Annotated in this window: 14 protein-coding genes; 9 read left to right on the top strand and 5 right to left on the bottom strand. The window is 72.7% G+C overall.

Annotation, left to right across the window (positions count from 1 at the left end):
• Positions 1-13: 13 nt before the first annotated feature.
• The 5 genes from QEZ54_RS12660 (at position 14) to QEZ54_RS12640 (ending at position 8,252) form a co-directional block, all read left to right on the top strand.
• Positions 14-616: a TetR family transcriptional regulator gene (locus QEZ54_RS12660; protein ID WP_281304751.1), complete on the top strand. Its 603-nt coding sequence runs from the start codon at positions 14-16 to the stop codon at positions 614-616.
• Positions 617-720: 104 nt separating this feature from the next.
• Positions 721-3,918, top strand: a complete 3,198-nt coding sequence (locus tag QEZ54_RS12655) for an FtsX-like permease family protein (RefSeq protein ID WP_281304750.1) — start codon at positions 721-723, stop codon at positions 3,916-3,918.
• Positions 3,919-3,926: 8 nt separating this feature from the next.
• The gene (locus QEZ54_RS12650) at positions 3,927-6,578 is read left to right on the top strand and encodes an FtsX-like permease family protein (RefSeq protein ID WP_281304749.1); all 2,652 of its coding nucleotides are present in this window, start codon (positions 3,927-3,929) and stop codon (positions 6,576-6,578) included.
• On the top strand, positions 6,578-7,576 hold the full coding sequence (locus tag QEZ54_RS12645) for an ABC transporter ATP-binding protein (protein WP_281304748.1): 999 nt from the start codon (positions 6,578-6,580) through the stop codon (positions 7,574-7,576). Before QEZ54_RS12650 ends, QEZ54_RS12645 begins: the two co-directional genes overlap by 1 nt.
• Entirely contained in the window at positions 7,569-8,252 is a 684-nt protein-coding gene (locus QEZ54_RS12640; RefSeq protein WP_281304747.1) for an ABC transporter ATP-binding protein, read from the top strand. The genes QEZ54_RS12645 and QEZ54_RS12640 overlap by 8 nt, the downstream gene beginning before the upstream one ends.
• 213 nt (positions 8,253-8,465) lie before the next feature.
• On the opposite strand, the gene QEZ54_RS12635 is transcribed toward QEZ54_RS12640, so the two are convergent.
• Positions 8,466-8,675, bottom strand: coding sequence for a BldC family transcriptional regulator (locus QEZ54_RS12635; RefSeq protein ID WP_020522548.1), 210 nt, complete (start codon positions 8,673-8,675; stop codon positions 8,466-8,468).
• A 219-nt stretch (positions 8,676-8,894) separates the two neighbouring features.
• A complete protein-coding gene (locus tag QEZ54_RS12630) occupies positions 8,895-9,722 on the bottom strand; it encodes a hypothetical protein (protein WP_281304746.1) in 828 nt (275 codons plus the stop codon).
• Between the two features lie 122 nt (positions 9,723-9,844).
• On the opposite strand from QEZ54_RS12630, the gene QEZ54_RS12625 reads away from it, so the two are divergent.
• Together QEZ54_RS12625 and QEZ54_RS12620 are read left to right on the top strand one after the other, a co-directional pair.
• Positions 9,845-10,906, top strand: coding sequence for a Glu/Leu/Phe/Val dehydrogenase (locus QEZ54_RS12625; protein WP_281304745.1), 1,062 nt, complete (start codon positions 9,845-9,847; stop codon positions 10,904-10,906).
• 256 nt (positions 10,907-11,162) lie between these two features.
• Positions 11,163-11,411, top strand: coding sequence for a DUF3073 domain-containing protein (locus tag QEZ54_RS12620; protein WP_281304744.1), 249 nt, complete (start codon positions 11,163-11,165; stop codon positions 11,409-11,411).
• Between the two features lie 21 nt (positions 11,412-11,432).
• Here the strand turns inward: QEZ54_RS12620 and amcA are convergent, their stop codons facing one another.
• The 3 genes from amcA to QEZ54_RS12605 form a co-directional block, all read right to left on the bottom strand.
• Entirely contained in the window at positions 11,433-11,627 is a 195-nt protein-coding gene (gene amcA / locus QEZ54_RS12615; protein WP_281304743.1) for a multiple cyclophane-containing RiPP AmcA, read from the bottom strand.
• Entirely contained in the window at positions 11,578-12,699 is a 1,122-nt protein-coding gene (amcB, locus tag QEZ54_RS12610) for a cyclophane-forming radical SAM peptide maturase AmcB (protein ID WP_281304899.1), read from the bottom strand. The genes amcA and amcB overlap by 50 nt, the downstream gene beginning before the upstream one ends.
• 126 nt (positions 12,700-12,825) lie before the next feature.
• Positions 12,826-14,592, bottom strand: coding sequence for a carboxypeptidase regulatory-like domain-containing protein (locus QEZ54_RS12605; RefSeq protein WP_281304742.1), 1,767 nt, complete (start codon positions 14,590-14,592; stop codon positions 12,826-12,828).
• Positions 14,593-14,850: 258 nt separating this feature from the next.
• Here QEZ54_RS12605 and QEZ54_RS12600 point away from each other — a divergent pair, with 258 nt between their 5' ends.
• Together QEZ54_RS12600 and purF are read left to right on the top strand one after the other, a co-directional pair.
• Positions 14,851-15,207 (top strand): sterol carrier family protein, encoded by a 357-nt coding sequence (locus QEZ54_RS12600; protein WP_281304741.1) that lies wholly within the window; start codon positions 14,851-14,853, stop codon positions 15,205-15,207.
• Positions 15,208-15,413: 206 nt separating this feature from the next.
• Positions 15,414-16,949: an amidophosphoribosyltransferase gene (purF, locus tag QEZ54_RS12595; RefSeq protein WP_281304740.1), complete on the top strand. Its 1,536-nt coding sequence runs from the start codon at positions 15,414-15,416 to the stop codon at positions 16,947-16,949.
• Positions 16,950-16,985 lie beyond the last annotated feature (36 nt).

The raw sequence follows: 16,985 nt of genomic DNA, 5'->3' as shown, positions 1-16,985 counted from the left end.
GCAGGATGAGTGAATGAGCGGCAGGGTGCTGAACCGGCGCGAGCAGCACAAGGAGCACACCCGCGCGGCGCTCGAGGAGGCCGCGCTGGAGCTGTTCGCGCGGCGCGGCTTCGACGACACCACGGTCGAGGGGATCGCCGCGGCGGCCGGGGTCTCGGTGCGCACCTTCTTCCGCTACTTCTCGTCCAAGCAGCACGTGCTCTTCGGCGACGTCGCGCACCGGCGGGTCGCCGACCTGCGGGAGGCGCTGCTGACCCGGCCCGCCGACGAAGCGCCCCTGACCTCCGTGCGCGCCGTGCTGGAGGCCGGCGACCTGACCGGCCCGGCGGAGCTGGCCCAGATCCGGGCCCGGCTGCGGCTGGTCGAGGCGCAGCCGATGCTGCTGCAGACGTACCTGCTGCTCAGCGAGGAGCTGCGGCAGCAGGTGGCGCAGTTCGTGGGCGCGCGGTGCGGGGTGCCGGCGGCGCACCCGTACCCGCTGCTGGTGGCCGCGGCGGCGCAGGGCGCCTGGGACACCGCGCTGTGGTCCTGGGCGGCCGGGCTGAGCCCCGACCTGGCCGCCGCCCGGCGGTCCGCTTTCGCCCAGTTGACGGCGGGGTTACCTGATCGACTCTGAGAGCGCTGTCACATTCGAGTAACGACCGTTGTTCCCACGCGAACCTTTCCGGCATCGTCCTGGCTCTCTACAGCGGCCAACAGCCGACGAACGTGGGAGTGGAGATGCTGGTCTGGCGTCGCGCCAACAGCGCGAGGAGCCTGCTCGCGGCGGCCGCCGCCGCGGCCTTGATCGCGACCGTGCTGCTGGCGGGTCTGGTCAGCTACAACAGCGCCGTGGTCGAGGCGGGTGGACAGGCGGCGGTCGCCGCCGCCCCGCCCAGCGAGCGGTCCATCGTGGTCCGCGGCCCCGCCGGCAGCGGCGACGCCTGGACCGGCGCCGACGCCAAGGTCCGCGGCTGGTTCGCCGACGGCCTGGGCGGTGCCCAGGTGGACCTGGTCGGCGCGGGCTACGCCAGCGGCCGCCAGTTCACCGGCGCCACCGGCAGCGCCGTGCCCGACTCCGGCGGCCTGGTCTTCGCGCAGGTGATGTTCCTCGACGCGCTGTCCGAGCACGCCCAGCTGCGCGCCGGCGCCTGGGCGGTGCCCGGCTCCACGCCGGTGCAGGCGGTCCTCGGCGAGGCGGCGGCCCGGCTCATGAACGTGCAGCCCGGCGACCGGGTGCCGGTCACCGACCGGCGGTCGGGCCAGGTCACCGAGGTCACCGTCACCGGCGTCTTCACCGCCGAGCACGCCGACGACCCGTACTGGCTGCTCACCCCGGAGCTGGTCGAGGGTTCGATCCTGGGCGGGTCCACCTACGGACCGCTGGTGCTGGACCGGGCCGACTTCTTCGGCGGCGGCTGGGCTGCCAACGGCGCCGCCGGCTGGGTGGCGCAGCCGCGCCTGGCCGGATCGGACCTGACCGGGCTGGTGCGGGTCAGCAACGCGCTGACCGGCCTGACCGAGCTGCCCAAGGCGGTCGGCTTCGGCAACTCCGGCCAGACCACCACCAACCTGGACCGGCTGGTGGACCGGCTCAAGGCCGCCGACCTGGTCGGCCGCTCCGCGCTGCTCACCCCGATGCTGCTGACCGTCGTGCTCGGCGGATACGCGCTGATGCTGCTGGCGGCCCTGCTGACCGAGCAGCGGCGCCCCGAGACGGCGCTGCTGCGTGCCCGCGGCGCCGCCCGGGGCCAGCTCGCCGGGCTCGCCGCGCGGGAGGCGGTGCTGGTCGCGCTGCCCGCGGTGCTGGTGGCCCCGCCGCTGGCGACGCTGCTGCTCGGCCGGACCGGCGGGCTTGGCGTGTTCCGCGAGGTGGGCCTGCACCCGGACGGCTCGCTGACGGCCGCGGTATGGCTGGTCGCCCTCGCCGCCGGTGCGGGCTGCGTGCTGGCGATGATGCTGCCCACGCTCAAGTCCGCCGGCACGTACGTGGCCGACCTGGCCGCCCGCTCCCGCCCCAGCCGGGGCGCCGCGGTCCAGCGCGCCGGGGCGGACCTCGCCCTGATCGGCTTCGCCGTGCTGGCCTGGTTCCAGCTGCGGCAGTACGACTCTCCGCTGGCCGGCCTCGGCGGCAAGCTCGGCATCGACCCGCTGCTGGCCGCCGCCGCCCCGATCGGGGTGCTCGCGGGCGCCGTGCTCGCGCTGCGGCTGCTGCCCCCGCTGACCCGCCTGATCGAGCGGCTGCTCGACCGGCGGCCGTGGTTCGCCACCCAGCTCGGCATGTGGCAGGCCGGACGCCGCCCGCACGCCGGTCCGGTGCTGCTGCTGGCGCTGGCCGTCGCGGTCAGCACGCTGGCCTGGACCCTGGCCGCCACGGGCGAGCGCTCCAACCACGACCAGGCCGACCAGGTCACCGGGGCCGACCTGCGGCTCACCGAGGCGTCCGGCTTCGACCCGGCGGGGCGCACCGCCGAGCTCGCCGCCCTGCCCGGTGTCCGCGCGGCGCTGCCGGTGTGGCGCACCTCGATCCCGCTGGGAGAGAAGTCGACCCCGTCGACGCTGGTCGCCATCGACAGCGCGGCCGCGACCGGCGTGGTCAAGCTGCGGGAGGACCTCGGCGACATGCCCGCGCTGCTGCGCCGCCTGGCTGACGCCCGGCTGTCCGGGGCCGCCGTGAAGCTGCCGGAGGGCACCGCGAAGCTGCGGGGCACGCTGCGGTTCAGCGCGCCGCTGCCGGCGCTGGGGCAGGGCAGTGGCAGCACCGACGCGGTGTTCTACGGCGCGTCCGGCCAGACCTACCGGGTCGCGCTGAGCAACCTGGCCCTCAACGGCACCCCGGCCCCGTTCGAGGCGGCCGTGCCCGCGGGCGCGGTCGGCCTGGCCGGTTTCATGATCGACGGCTTCTCCGGGTACGGCGTGGACGTCGAGTGGAGCGTCAAGGGCCTGGCCACCGTCGACGCGAACGGGACGGCCGCGCCGCTGTCGCTGCGGGTCGCCGAGGCGCCCTGGCAGTACCAGAACCCGCCCAACGGCACCCACCCGCTGCCCGCCGACGCGGCGACCGCCGACGGGCTGACCGTGGCGTACACCCGGAGCGAGGACCAGGGCGGGGGCTTCCCGCCGCCGTTGCACACCACGGTCGCCCGGACGATGCCGAACAGCCCGGTGCCCGCACTGGCGACCACCGCCGCGCTGGAGGCCATGCACCTGGAGGTCGGCGGCACCACGACGGTCCGGTTCCACGGCGCGCAACTGCGGGTGAAGATCGTCGGCTCCGTCCCGACGCTGCCGGGCGTCGTCGACACCTCCGCGGTGCTGCTCGACCTGCCGTCGCTGAGTGCCGCCTACTTCGAGCTGTTCGGCGGCGTCCAGGGCACCCAGGAGTGGTGGCTTTCCACCGACCCGGCCCAGCACGCCGCGACCGCGGCCGCCGCCGGGCAGCTGAGCAACCTGCGCGTCACCGACCGGATGGCCCTGGCCGACCAGGCCGGGCACGACCCGTACGGGGTCGGCGCCCGCCTGGCCCTGTTCATCGCGGCGCTCGGCGCCATCGCGCTGGCGCTGGTCGGGGTCGCCGTCGACGTCCGGGCCACCGCCCGGCGCCGCATCGGCGAGCTGGCCGTGCTGCACACCCTCGGAGCCGGCCCGCGCCTGCTGGCCGGCGCGCTCATCGTCGAGCAGGCGTTCCTCGCCGGGCTGGGCGTGACCGTCGGCCTGGTCGTGGGCATCGGCGTGGCCGCGACCATGGCACCACTGATCATCCTGACCCCGAGCGCCGCCCGGCCGGTGCCCGCACCGCTGCTCAGCCTCGACTGGCTGCCGGTGCTCGGCACCAGCGCGCTGCTGCTGGTGCTGTCCATGGCGATGGCCGGACTGATCGCGACCACGATGCGGCAGCGGCTGGCCGCCGCACAGCTGCGGATCGGAGCTGACCGATGAGAAGGCGGATGCGGGCTTCGCTCGGGCAGCTCGTCCTGCTCGGGCTGCTCACGGCGGTGGCCGGGGTGCTGGTGATCGGCACCCCGCGGGTGGCCAACGGCCTGACCGACCAGGCGCTGCGCGACCGCGTCGCGTCCCTGCCGTACCTGGTGAAGGACGTGAACTACCGGGGCGGCTTCCCGGCCAACCGGTCCACCCGGACCATGCCGAACCGGCTCCAGTCGCAGCGGGACGTGTTCTACCCGGACCTGCGCAACCGGATCAGCCAGTCCTGGTGGACGGTCTACACCGACCTGGCCGAGTCGTGGGCCACCGACACCGGGCTGCCGTCGAAGGCCCAGTTCAGCCTGCGCGCCGCCAGCGGCCTGCAGCAGGAGACCCGGCTGGTCGAGGGACGCTGGCCGGCGACGCTGGACGAACCCGGCTTCCCGATCGAGATCGTGATCACCCCCGCCGAGGCCACCGCGCTGCACTACCAGGTGGGCAGCCGCTACCGGTTCGGCGCGGCGGGCGGCGTCCAGGTCGTCGGCATCGTCGAGCCGGTCGACCCGAAGGCGGGCTTCTGGGACACCGCCGCGCTGGCGCTGAAGCCCTACCAGCCGCGCGACGACGGCGAGGCGTTCCAGGCGATCTTCTTCACCGACACGGCAGGTGTCGACCGCGCCCACTACGTAGACGTTCCGACGCTGTACGACCTGCGCTACCGGGTCGGCCCGGAGCACCTGGACATGGCGGTGCTGCCCAGCATGGTGTCGGCCCTGTACGCGGCGCGCTCGCAGGGCATCGAGGCGCAGATGGAGGGCGGCCTGGACACCGCGCTGTCGCGCTTCGCCGACGCCGCCCGCGCCGGGCAGTCGCTGCTGGCGGTGGTGCAGGCCGGGACGCTGGCGACGCTGGCCGGCCTGGTGCTGCTGGCGGCGCGGCTGGCGGTCTCCCGGCGGCGGTCCGAGTTCGCGCTGCTGCGGGCCCGGGGCGGCTCGGTGCTGGAGATCGGCGGCCGGACGCTGGCCGAGGTCCTGCCCGTGGTGCTGCCGGGCGCGGTCCTCGGCGGGCTGGCCGGTGCCGCGCTGCCGGGCCGCCCCGCCGACACGCTCACCGTGATGGTGCTGTTCGCACTGCTCGCGGTACTGGCGATGCCGGTGATCGCGATGCTGACGCTGCGCCGGCTGTCGTTCTCCGGCGAGCGGGAGGACCTGGCCGGGTCGAAGGTCGGCGCCAAGCGCCGCACCGCCGAACTGAGCCTGCTGGTTCTCGGTGCGCTGGGCGTGTGGCTGGTGCGCCGCCGGGGCCTGGACGCCGCCGAGAGCGTCGACGTCTACCTGGCCGCGGTGCCGGTCCTGCTGGCGGCGGGCGCCGCCGTGCTCACGCTGCGGGCGATCCCGGCGCCGCTGGGCCTGGTCAGCCGACTGGCCTCGCGCGGCCGCAGCGCCGTGGGCTTCCTCGGGCTGGCCCGCTCCGGCCGCACCGCCCCCGCCGCCGTCGGCCCGATCGCGGTGCTGGTCGTCGCGATCTGCACCACGGTGTTCAGCCTCGGCGTCTCCGGCACGGTCGACGCGGGTCGCGACCGCGCGGCCGACCAGGCGGTCCCCGGCGACCTGTCCGTGAACGGCTTCTTCTTCGCCCCCGACACCGCCGACGCGCTGGCGGCCGTCCCGGGCGTCCGGTCGGTCGCGCCGGTGCTGGCGCAGCCGCCCACCCCGGTCACCGCCTCCAAGGAGATCGGCGCCGAACGGCTCGGCGTCTTCTACGTGGTGGTCGTCGACGCGCCCAGGCTGGCCCAGGTGATCCGCGACTCCGGCCGCGATCTGGACCTGCCGCCCGGCTTCGTCGACGCCCGACCCGGCCGACCGGCCCCGGCGCTGCTCTCACCCTCGGTGTACGAGCAGTTCAAGGGCCACACCAGCGCCGCTGCCGACCTCCAGGGCCGGGTGTACGAGTTCGGCGTCGGCGGAGTCGTCGACCGCTTCCCGGGCCTGCCCGACAGCTCCAGCTTCATCGTCATCCCGTGGCAGGCGCTCGACGTCCGCAGCGACAAGGTGATCAGCCCGAACGGCTTCCTGGTGGCGGGGCACGCCGACCAGGCGGCGATCGTCAAGGCCGGAGACGAGGGCCAGCTGCGCTGGGTCACCTCGATCGGCAGCCCCGTCGGCGGCCCCGACCTGACCACCCGGGTGAACACCTGGGCCCGGTACCGGGAAGGGCTGGAGCAGACCGGCGTGAACGGCGTGCTGACCTTCGCCTACGGCGTGGGCGCGTTCGGCGGGCTGTCGCTGGCCCTGCTGGCGGTCGCGTTCGCGGTGCTGGCCGGGGCGCGGGCGCGAGGGCAGGTGCTGTCGCGCCTGCGCACCATGGGCCTGAGCCGCGGCCAGGGCCGGCGCCTGCTGCTGGTCGAGCTGGCGCCGCTGGTGACGGTCGCGGTGCTCACCGGCGCGCTGGTCGGCGTGGCGCTGCCGCAGCTGCTGGCCCCGGCGCTGGGGCTGACTACGTACACCGGCGGGTTCGACGTGGGTGTGCGGCTCGACCCGGTGGTCGTCGCCGGCGCGGTCGGCATGGTGCTGGCCGGGCTGCTGACGGCGCTGCTGGTGGAGACCCTGTTCAACCGGCGGCTGCGCCTCGGCGAGGTGCTGCGGCTGGGTTCCTTCGACGCGGGAGACAGCTGATGACTACTGACCTCGGAACGGGGCTCGCCGGCACGGCTGGGGCACCCGCACGGGACGACTCCGTACCCGACCTGGCGACGCTGCAGGCGCGGGCCGCGCAGCGGGCCGCCGACCGGGCGGGCGGAGCCGACCGGCTGCGCGGCCACCTGGTCTGCGACGGCCTGGTCCGCATCTACAAGACCGAAGGCGTCGAGGTCGTCGCGCTGCAGGGGCTGGACCTGGTCGTCGACCGGGGCGAGCTGCTGGCCATCGTGGGGGCGTCCGGCTCGGGCAAGTCGACGCTGCTGAACATCCTGTCCGGCCTCGACGTGCCCACCGCGGGCATCGCCCGGGTCGGCGACTACGACCTGCTCACCATGTCGGCCCGCAAGCGGCTGTCGTACCGGCGGCGCATGGTCGGCTTCGTGTGGCAGCAGACCGGCCGCAACCTGCTGCCGTACCTGACCGCGCTGGAGAACGTCGTCACCCCGATGCAGCTGGCCGGGGTCCGCTCGGGCCGGTCGGCCCGGCGGCGGGCGATGGAGCTGCTGGACATGGTCGGCGTCGGCTACTGCGCGCAGCGGCGGCCGGGGCAGATGTCCGGCGGCGAGCAGCAGCGCGTCGCGGTGGCGCTGGCGGTGGCCAACGAGCCCGAGGTGCTGTTCGCCGACGAGCCCACCGGCGAGCTGGACGAGTCGACCGCGGCGGACGTCTTCGGCGCGCTGCAGACCATCAACGCCGAGCTGGGCGTGACCGTCGTCGTGGTGACCCACGACCACAACGTGGCCGGCCAGGTACGCCGCACCGTCGCCATCCGCGACGGCCGCCTGGCCTCGGAGGTGCGCCGCACCTCCCGCCAGACCGCGGACGGCGAGACCGAGCTGGTGACCGAGGAGTACGCGGTGCTCGACCGGGCCGGCCGGATGCAGCTGCCGGGCGCCTTCGTGGAGGCGCTGGCGCTCAAGGACCGGGTGAAGCTGAACTTGGAGAGCGAGCACGTGGAGGTGCGCCGTGGCTGAGCTGGTACGGGTGGAGTCGGTGTGCCGCGACTTCGGCAAGGGCGACCGGGTGGTGCACGCCGTACGCGACGTGTCGTTCACGGCCGGGCAGGGTGAGCTGGTGGCCGTCCGCGGCCGCTCCGGTGCGGGCAAGACCACCCTGCTCAACATGGTCGGCGGCCTGGACCGCCCGACCTCGGGCAAGGTCTTCGTGGCCGGCCAGGAGCTGACGTCGTCGTCGGAGAACCAGCTCGTGAAGCTGCGCCGCAGCGTCATCGGGTTCGTGTTCCAGTCGTTCGGCCTGGTGCCGATCCTGTCGGCCGCCGAGAACGTGGGCGTGCCGCTGCGGCTGGCCAAGGTGCCCGCCGCCGAGCGGGAGCAGCGCGTGTCGGTGCTGCTGGAGCTGGTCGGGGTGGGCGCGCACGCCAACCAGCGGCCGTACGAGCTGTCCGGCGGCCAGCAGCAGCGCGTCGCCGTGGCCCGCGCCCTGGCAAACGACCCGCAGCTGCTCATCGCCGACGAGCCGACCGGTCAGCTCGACTCGGAGACCGGCCGCCAGATCATGGACCTGCTCCGCGCCCTGGTCCACGCCCGCGGCATGACCGCCCTGGTCGCCACCCACGACCCCGCCCTCATGGACATGGCCGACCGGGTAGTGACCCTCCGCGACGGCGCCCTGGTCCCCGCAGCGGTTTGACCCCGGTCACCGACCCGCGATCGGCCGCCGACCGCATCGGTGAAGGAGCGTGGCATCGCGCAGCGATGTAGCGACGCGCCGATGCGGTCGGCTGAGAGGCCGATCGCCGCGCCCGCGGAGGCGGGCGCCGACAACACTGAGGCGCCCTCCTGCACCGTTGGGGGACGGTGCGGGAGGGCGCCTCAGTCAAGGGGTCCTTGCTGTTCAGTTGTGTCAGTCGCCCTGACGCTGGTGCGGGATCTGGCCCTGGAGCAGAGCACGCACCTCCGACTCACGGTAGCGACGGTGCCCACCCAGCGTCCGGATGGCGCTGAGCTTGCCCGCCTTGGCCCACCGGGTCACGGTCTTCGGGTCGACGCGGAACATCGACGCAACCTCTGCCGGGGTGAGCAGGGGCTCTGGTTCGTGCGTACGCGACGCCATGCGGTCACTCCTCCACAAGTACCTATAGACGTAGGCCGGGGTCCCGCCGGCCAACGCGTTACCCATAGTCCGGCTAGTCCCCGATGTCCGACATGGGCCGAACGGGTGAAGGTCCGTGGATGGACGGATGATGAAAGAACGACATGTCCGCATTAAGGGCATGAAGACAGTAATTTCATAGCTTCATGTCACGCATGGTGGCGCTACCACCGCGTAGCGTCAGTTGCTTCGTTCGAGCAACTGGATCGCCCGCCACCGCTGCACGAGCTGCTCATACGCCGCCGTGGCCGCGTCGCCGTCCTCGCGTTCGAGCCCGGCCAGGCCGGTCGAGACCAGCTCGACCGAGTCGTCGTCGCGCAGGGCGTCGTCGGGCAGCAGCGCGGTCAGGCCGCCGTAGTCCAGCTCCACCACCGAGCCGGGGTGGAACGATTCGAGCCAGCGCGCCGTCTCCCGCAGCGACTCGGTGATGGGCACGTCGCCCAGGGTCTTGCGCAGCGTCCGCAGCCCCTTGTGCGCCCGCTGGCGGGCCTTTCCTATCTCCGTGCGGTAGCGCAGCACCCGTCGGCCCGGCTCGAGCACCAGGTCCCGCTCAGCCGGCGAGACCAGCACGAACCAGCGCAGCGGCACGCCCCAGGTGGCCACCTGCTCGTGCATCCGGTCCTCGGCCCGCACCTGCTCCACCACGGTCTGCGCGAGCCCGACCAGCGCCGGGGGCACGAACGCGTCGGCGAGCACCTGCGGCACCCCGTCGCGCGCCTGCAGCGCCGCCTCGGCCACCCGGACCCGCAGGTTCCACGGGCAGACGAGGGGGACGTCGGCCGGGCCGGTGAGGCCGGACATGACGTATGCCTCGTCGGGCAGGTCGGGCAGGCGGGACCAGCTCGCGCCCAGCGCCTCCAGCACCGTGGCGCGCTGGCGGCCGGGGCCGTCGGCCACGCCCACCGCCCGCCCCTCATCGACGTATCGGCGCCAGAACCGCTCCCGCTCGGGGCCGAACGCGGTGAGCGGTTCGTACACCCTCAGGTACGCGGCGAACTGTGACGGCACCTCGCGATCCTCCCACGATTAGGCTGTCAGCGGGAGCGCCACTACCGGGGCGTCTCCCAGCCTCCGGAAAGACCGGCGGCCATGGCCTCACAAGGGCCAGCGACGTCTCCTTGGAGCCAGCAGTGGGTGTATTCACCGACGGCAGTCACGAACAGGTCGTGTTCTGCCAGGACCGCGCCAGCGGTCTGAAGGCCATCATCGGCATCTACTCGACCGCGCTCGGGCCCGCCCTGGGCGGCACGCGCTTCTACCCCTACGCCACGGAGGAGCAGGCCCTGCACGACGTGCTGGAGCTGTCCCGCGGCATGGCGTACAAGAACGCCCTGGCCGGCCTCGACCTCGGCGGCGGCAAGGCCGTCATCTGGGGCGACCCGGACCAGCTCAAGTCCGAGGCCCTGCTGCGGGCGTACGGGCGCTTCGTGCAGTCGCTGAACGGCCGCTACTACACCGCCTGCGACGTCGGCACCTACGTGCAGGACATGGACCTGGTGGCCCGCGAGACCCGCTTCGTCACCGGCCGCAGCGTCGAGTACGGCGGCGCCGGCGACTCCTCCATCCTGACCGCCTGGGGCGTGTTCCAGGGCATGCGCGCCGCGGCCGGTCACCGCTGGGGCAGCACCTCGCTGCGCGGCCGCCGGGTCGGCATCGCGGGTCTGGGCAAGGTCGGCAAGTACCTGACCGCCCACCTACTCGAGGACGGCGCCGAGGTCGTCGCGACCGACGTCAGCCCGAAGGCGCTGGCCTGGGCGAAGGAGACCCACCCGCAGGTGAGCCTGGTCGCCGACGCGACCGCGCTGATCACCAGCGACATCGACGTGTACGCCCCCTGCGCGCTGGGCGGCGCCCTGGACGACGACACCGTCCCGGCGCTGCGCGCCCAGATCGTCGCCGGTGCCGCCAACAACCAGCTGGCCCACCCCGGCGTGGAGAAGCTGCTGATGGACCGCGGCATCCTCTACGCGCCCGACTACCTGGTCAACGCCGGCGGTGTGATCCAGGTCGCCGACGAGATCGAGGGCTTCGACTTCGAGCGGGCCAAGCTGCGCGCCACGAAGATCTTCGACACGACCCAGCGGCTGCTGGAGCTCGCCGACACCGAGGGGATCTCCCCGGCGACCGCGGCGGACCGGCTCGCCGAGCAGCGCATGGCCGACGTGGGCCGGCTGCGCACGATCCGGGTCTAGCCTGGTTCAGCAGGTCAGCGGCGCGGCTCCGGGCGATCCCCGGGGCCGCGCCGTCATACTGATCCGTTATGAACCGGGAGCGATATACTCCTTACAAGTCATAAAACGGACAGGTTCCCGTGGGCTGCCAGACACCCGGCAACCCGAGATGCCGAAGTGGCCTCCTCCCATGTACCGTATGAGCCACGAGAGATGTCTGACGTCATCGGGGCCCGCCTTCGGGTAGCCCCGTCATTCATGTGCGAGGGGGTCGGCCATGGGGCGCGGCCGAGCTAAGGCCAAGCAGACTAAGGTGGCCCGGGAGTTGAAGTACCACTCCCCGAACACCGACCTCGCCGCCTTGCAGCGTGAGCTCGCGGGAAGCGATCTCAGCAGCGACAGCGGCAGCAGCGGCAAAGCCGATGATCACGACGACGAGCCGGATCCGTACGACCCGTACGATGCCTACGCCGTCGATGATGATGACGACGATGACGACGGCAAGGACTGGACCCCCCGCCGCTGATCTTCCTGGCCGTATCGCCCGCTAGCGCGGGCGATTGTTCCAGTTGAAGAAAGTCGGGATGTTCTCGAAGTGGTTCCAGGCGCAGACAGCACCGCTGTCGGCGCCTGGTTCTTCGGAACGCGCCAGTCGTGCTGCTCTCGCCTCCTCCAGCAGGGGAACGAGTTCGTCACGCACGTCGCGGATCTGGGCTACCACCAGGTCGAGTGGATCGGACATGATCGAGCACTCCCTCCAGTAAGTGGATCTTGCTGTTGCGGCAGTGCTCGGTCTCTGTCCCGTCGAACCGCCCGTGCTCGAAGTAGCGGTTGGCCGCGTGCCCGCCGCCGCAGAAGCCGAAGTACGGGCAGCTCGCCCGGCACGCCTCCACCCCCTGGACGAACTCACCGACCCAGCGGGTTCCCGTCGGCTGCGCCAGCAGCTCCGACAGGCCCCGGTCGAGGACGTTTCCGCTGCTGAAGTCGCCGTACCCGGCGTCGGTGAAGCCGGCCAGCTCCGGCGACAGCAGCACCACGGCGCCGTCCCAGCCCACGGTCGGGATCGGGTCCAGCTGACGCGGCAGCAGGTCGTCGGCGGTGCCGCTCAGCACCGCGTCCAGGTAGCGCAGACTCCACTCCAGCTCGCGCAGGTGCAGCCGGGGACGGGCGCGCCAGGCCGCGGCCAGCTCGGCCCAGAACGCCCGCACGGCCGCCGCGTCGTGCCGGTTGTCGCGCCCGTTGACCCCCTCCCGCTCCTCCACGTTGATGCCGAGGGTGTCGCAGCCCAGGTCGAGGAAGTAGTCGTAGAGGCGGGCGGCCAGGCCCGGCCGCGGGTCGGCGACGACGCACAGGGCGGCGAAGGGCAGGCCGTGGCGGCGCAGGGCCGCGATGCCGCGCTCGATCCGGGGGTACGCGGCACGCCCGGCCCGGTCGACCCGGTCGTCGTTGCAGTCGGGCGGGCCGTCGACGCTCACACTCACCCGCAGCCGCCGCGCGGCGAAGAACTCGCACCAGGCGTCGTCGATCAGCGTGGCGTTGGTCTGGATGTGCTGCTCCACCCCGGCCGAGAACGGCGCCATCAGCGCCGCCAGGTGCTCACGCCCGGCCGCCGTCGGCTCGCCCGCGTGCCAGACCACCGAGAACCGGCCGTGCCGGGCCCACTCGTTGCCGTCGGCGGCGACCGCGCGGGCCACGGCCACGCTCATCCGGCGGTCGGCCGACCGCAGTGGCAGGTAGCAGTAGGCGCAGTCCAGGTTGCACAGGGTCGTGGGCTGCATGACGACGTATGAGGGGACCCGCGAGAGGCCTCGCATGCCGTTGACGAGGGCCACGCGACCATTGCAGCAAACGCGCTGGAGTTTGTCTTCACCGCGTACATGAAAGAAGGCGCCGACCCCGTCGCTGATGCGAGCGGGTCGGCGCCTTCCCATTGCTTGGAATCAGTCGTCGAGCCAGTCGAGCCGGCGGCCGTCGCGGCCACGGCGGTCGTCGTAGCCGTTCTCCTGCTGGCTGCCGTACGGGTCCTGGCCGTAGCCCTGCTGCTGGCCGTAGCCCGGCTGCTGGCCCTGCTGACCGTACGGGTCGTAGCCGCCGCCCTGCTGCTGGCCGTTGCCGTAGGGGTCCTGACCGTAGCCCTGCTGCTGGCCGTAGCCCGGCTGCTGACCCTGCTGACCGTACGGGTCCTGCTGGCCGTAGCCCTGCTGCCCGTACCCGCCCTGCTGCTGGCCGTACCCCGGCTGCTGGCCGCCGTAGCCGCCGCCCGCGCCCGAGGTCGGACCGGCGTAGCTGGTCGGCTCGTCGTACTGGCCCTGCCCGTACCCGCCCTGCTGCTGCCCGTAGCCGCCCTGCTGGCCGTAGCCGCCCTGCTGCTGCTGACCGTAGCCCTGCTGGCCGTAGCCGGAGTCGCCGTAGCCCTGCTGGCCGCCGTAGCCGCTGGTCGGGGCGACCGGGGAGCCGCCCGCGTAACCGCTGGTCGGCGCGACCGGAGAGCCGCCCGCGTAGCCGCCGGCGGGGCTGCCGTAGGCGCCGCCCTGCTGCTGGCCGTACCCCTGCTGCTGGCCGTAGCCGCCCTGCTGCTGCTGGCCCCACGGCGGCTGCTGGCCCTGCTGCGGACCCTGCTGACCGTACTGCTGCGGGGCGCGCTGGGCCGGGACGCCGTAGTCACCGGGGCGGTGCATCATCGTGGCCGCGTCGGCACCGGGCCGGGCCACCATGGTCGGGTCGGCGGGACGGCCGTAGGTGCCGCCGGCGGCACCCGCACCGGCACCGGCGTACCCGCCCGCCGCGGCGCGGACCGGCTGGCCGGCACCGCCGCGCGGACGGCCGCGCACCGGCTCGTCGTCGTCCTCGTCGTCCTCGTCGTCTTCATCGTCGTCGTCATCGTTGTTGCGCCGCACGACGAGCAGCACGATCGCGCCGATACCGAGCGCCACCAGCAGACCGCCGACGATGATCATGATCCAGGTCATGCCGTCGAGGCCGCCCTCGTCGGGAGCGGTGGTCGGCTCGGTCTGCTCGCCGCCCGGCTCCTCCGACGCCGCGTCGCTCGGCAGCGCCTCGCTCGCACTCGGCAGCGCCGCCGCCGCCGACGCGCTGGCGATGGCCGCCGGGTTCGTCAGCGAGATCTGGATATCGGTCTTCGACGCGTTCGCCCCGACCTGGTACGACTGCGAGAAAGTCTCGTAGGGGTCCTTCTGGACCGCGATGACCAGCAGACCGGGCGCGATCGGGGCCTGCTGCGAACCCGTGAAGGTGAACGTGCCCGCGGTGCCGGTCTGCTTCGACGGCATGTCCTTGCCGTTGCCGTCGGACAGGATCACGATCGCGCCGCTGATCGGCTTGCCGGTCAGGATGTCGACCACCTTGCCCGACACCTTGCTCACGGTCTCCGCCGCGGGCTGGCCCTGCTCGACCGTCAGCGGGTAGGTCCCGAGCTGGGTCTCGGCGCCGCCGGTCATGACCTTGATCATGACGTTGACGTTGCCGGCCTGGGAGCCCTTGATCTTCGCGGTCATGTTGCCGGTGTCGCCACCGGCCGTGATCGTCTTGGTGACCGCGCACCCGGTCTGGCAGGTCGCCGCACCGCCGCTGGTGGTGATGCCGATGGTCAGCGTCACATCGGAGGCGTCCGGGTTCTTGATCTTGAAGGTCAGCGTCGTCGTCGCGCCGACGTCGATCGTGCCGTCACTGAGGCTCGCACTGTCCAACTGTGGTGCGGCACTCGCGGGGGCTGCGACGCCCACCAGAGTGCCGAGCGACACCAGCGCTACCACTCCGACGCGCGCCAACCAGGACCGTCGCTGGGTAGTCACGGCCACCGCCTTCCAGGCTCCTCAATGTCCCGCAGCGGTGGGGGGTTGGGGGGCTGCGGGAATACACCGCTCGCAACTATGCCTTGCGAAGGAAGGGTTGCGCGACCCAGGGCCGCCCCGAAGCGAACCGATGTCACGTTGTATCGTCCGTTTATGTCCCCCTCGTCGGAAAAGTTCCCAGCCATAGCCGAGGCCTTAGAGAGCCTGGCCAACGGGGTCGCGCCGGACCGTTTGACACTCCGCGATGCGGTCAGGGCACTCCTGGCCCGACTTGCGACGTCAGCCCCTGGCCGTTCGGTGGAGGTGCGGGTTCCTCCATACGGTGCGATTCAGTGCGTCGACGGGCCGAGACACACCCGGGGCACGCCGCCGAACCTGGTCGAGACCGATCCGGTCACTTTTCTCCAACTCGCGGCCGGACGAGTGGAATGGGACACAGCGGTAGCCGACGGCCGGATCCGGGCCAGCGGCATTCGGGCGGATATCTCCGCTCTCTTCCCCATCTGCTAATCCGGTCACTCCGGTCACACCCGTCGTTCAGTCACGCCTTTCGTGCAGCGGCCGCCGGTCCGGCGACCCCGCCGAGTCACGTACACTGAGCTGCGGCGGTCAGTGCCGCCCAGACACCGACTCATTGCCGACTCACTCCATCGAACGCCGGCCGAAGTCCGCCGGGCGTGACAGCTACTGAAGCGACAAGCGCAAGGAGCAGCAGGGTGCCCCGAGGCGACGGCCGGTTGAGCCACGAACTCGACCCCCACCGGCCAGGCCCGCAAGACGCGTGTGGCGTCTTCGGTGTCTGGGCCCCTGGTGAAGAGGTTGCCAAGCTCACCTACTTCGGCCTGTACGCACTGCAGCACCGCGGCCAGGAGGCGGCGGGCATCGCGGTCAGCGACGGATCCGGCGTGGTGGTCTACAAGGACGTCGGCCTGGTCGCCCAGGTCTTCGACGAGCCGACCCTGGCCAGCCTGCGCGGCCACATCGCGATCGGGCACGCCCGCTACTCGACCACCGGCGACTCGACCTGGGAGAACTCCCAGCCGACGCTCCAGTCGACCACCGCGGGCACCACGATCGCGCTGGCCCACAACGGCAACCTGGTGAACACGGCCGACCTGGCCCGCCGCGCCGCCGAGCTCGGCATGGACAGCCGGGGCTCGACCAACGACACCGGCCTGGTCACCATGCTGCTGGCGGGCCGCCCCGACCTGTCGGTCGAGGCCGCCGCGCTGGAGGTGCTGCCGACCGTCGAGGGCGCGTTCAGCTTCGTCTTCATGGACGAGAACACGCTGTACGCGGCTCGCGACCCGCACGGCGTCCGCCCGCTGATGCTCGGCCGCCTGGAGCGCGGCTGGGTCATCGCCAGCGAGCAGGCCGCGCTCGACATCTGCGGCGCCTCGGTGGTCCGCGAGGTCGAGCCGGGCGAGCTCATCGCCATCGACGAGTACGGGCTGCGCTCCTCCCGCTTCGCCGCGCCCGACCCCAAGGGCTGCCTGTTCGAGTACGTGTACCTGGCCCGCCCGGACGCGACCATCTCCGGCCGCAACATCTACTCCACCCGGGTCGAGATCGGCCGCCGCCTCGCGGCGGAGCACCCGGTCGAGGCCGACCTGGTCATCCCGGTGCCCGAGTCGGGCACCCCGGCGGCGATCGGCTACGCCGAGGCCTCCGGCATCCCGTACGGCCAGGGCCTGATGAAGAACGCCTACGTGGGCCGGACCTTCATCCAGCCCTCGCAGACGATCCGGCAGCTGGGCATCCGGCTCAAGCTGAACCCGCTGCGCGACAACGTGCGGGGCAAGCGCCTCGTCGTGGTCGACGACTCCATCGTGCGCGGCAACACGCAGCGCGCCATCGTGCGCATGCTGCGCGAGGCGGGCGCGCTGGAGGTCCACGTACGCATCTCCTCCCCGCCGGTCAAGTGGCCCTGCTTCTACGGCATCGACTTCGCCACCGGCGCCGAACTGCTCGCGAACGGCATGGACATGGAGGGCATCCGCCGCTCCATCGGTGCCGACTCGCTGGGCTACGTGTCGCTTGAAGGCCTCATCGCGGCGTCCGAGCAGCCGAAGAACCGGTTGTGCCGGGCCTGCTTCGACGGCGAATACCCGATCGCGCTGCCCGCGAGCAACCTGATCGGCAAGCATGTGCTCGAAGGCGTCGGCCGGCGGGTCGGCACCGACGAGCGCGCAGACCAGGCCCAGGCACAGTCGGCGGCGCCGTCGACGGAGCAGCTGAGCCGGTCTCAGTGACACCCGGCCGGGGCGGACCGGCCGATCGACACGGAG

Origin of the sequence: Catellatospora sp. KI3, from assembly GCF_029948125.1 — a bacterium.
Classification (GTDB): domain Bacteria; phylum Actinomycetota; class Actinomycetes; order Mycobacteriales; family Micromonosporaceae; genus Catellatospora.
The sequence above is the reverse complement of the archived record's forward strand: the minus strand, read 5'-3'. Positions and strand labels throughout refer to the sequence as shown.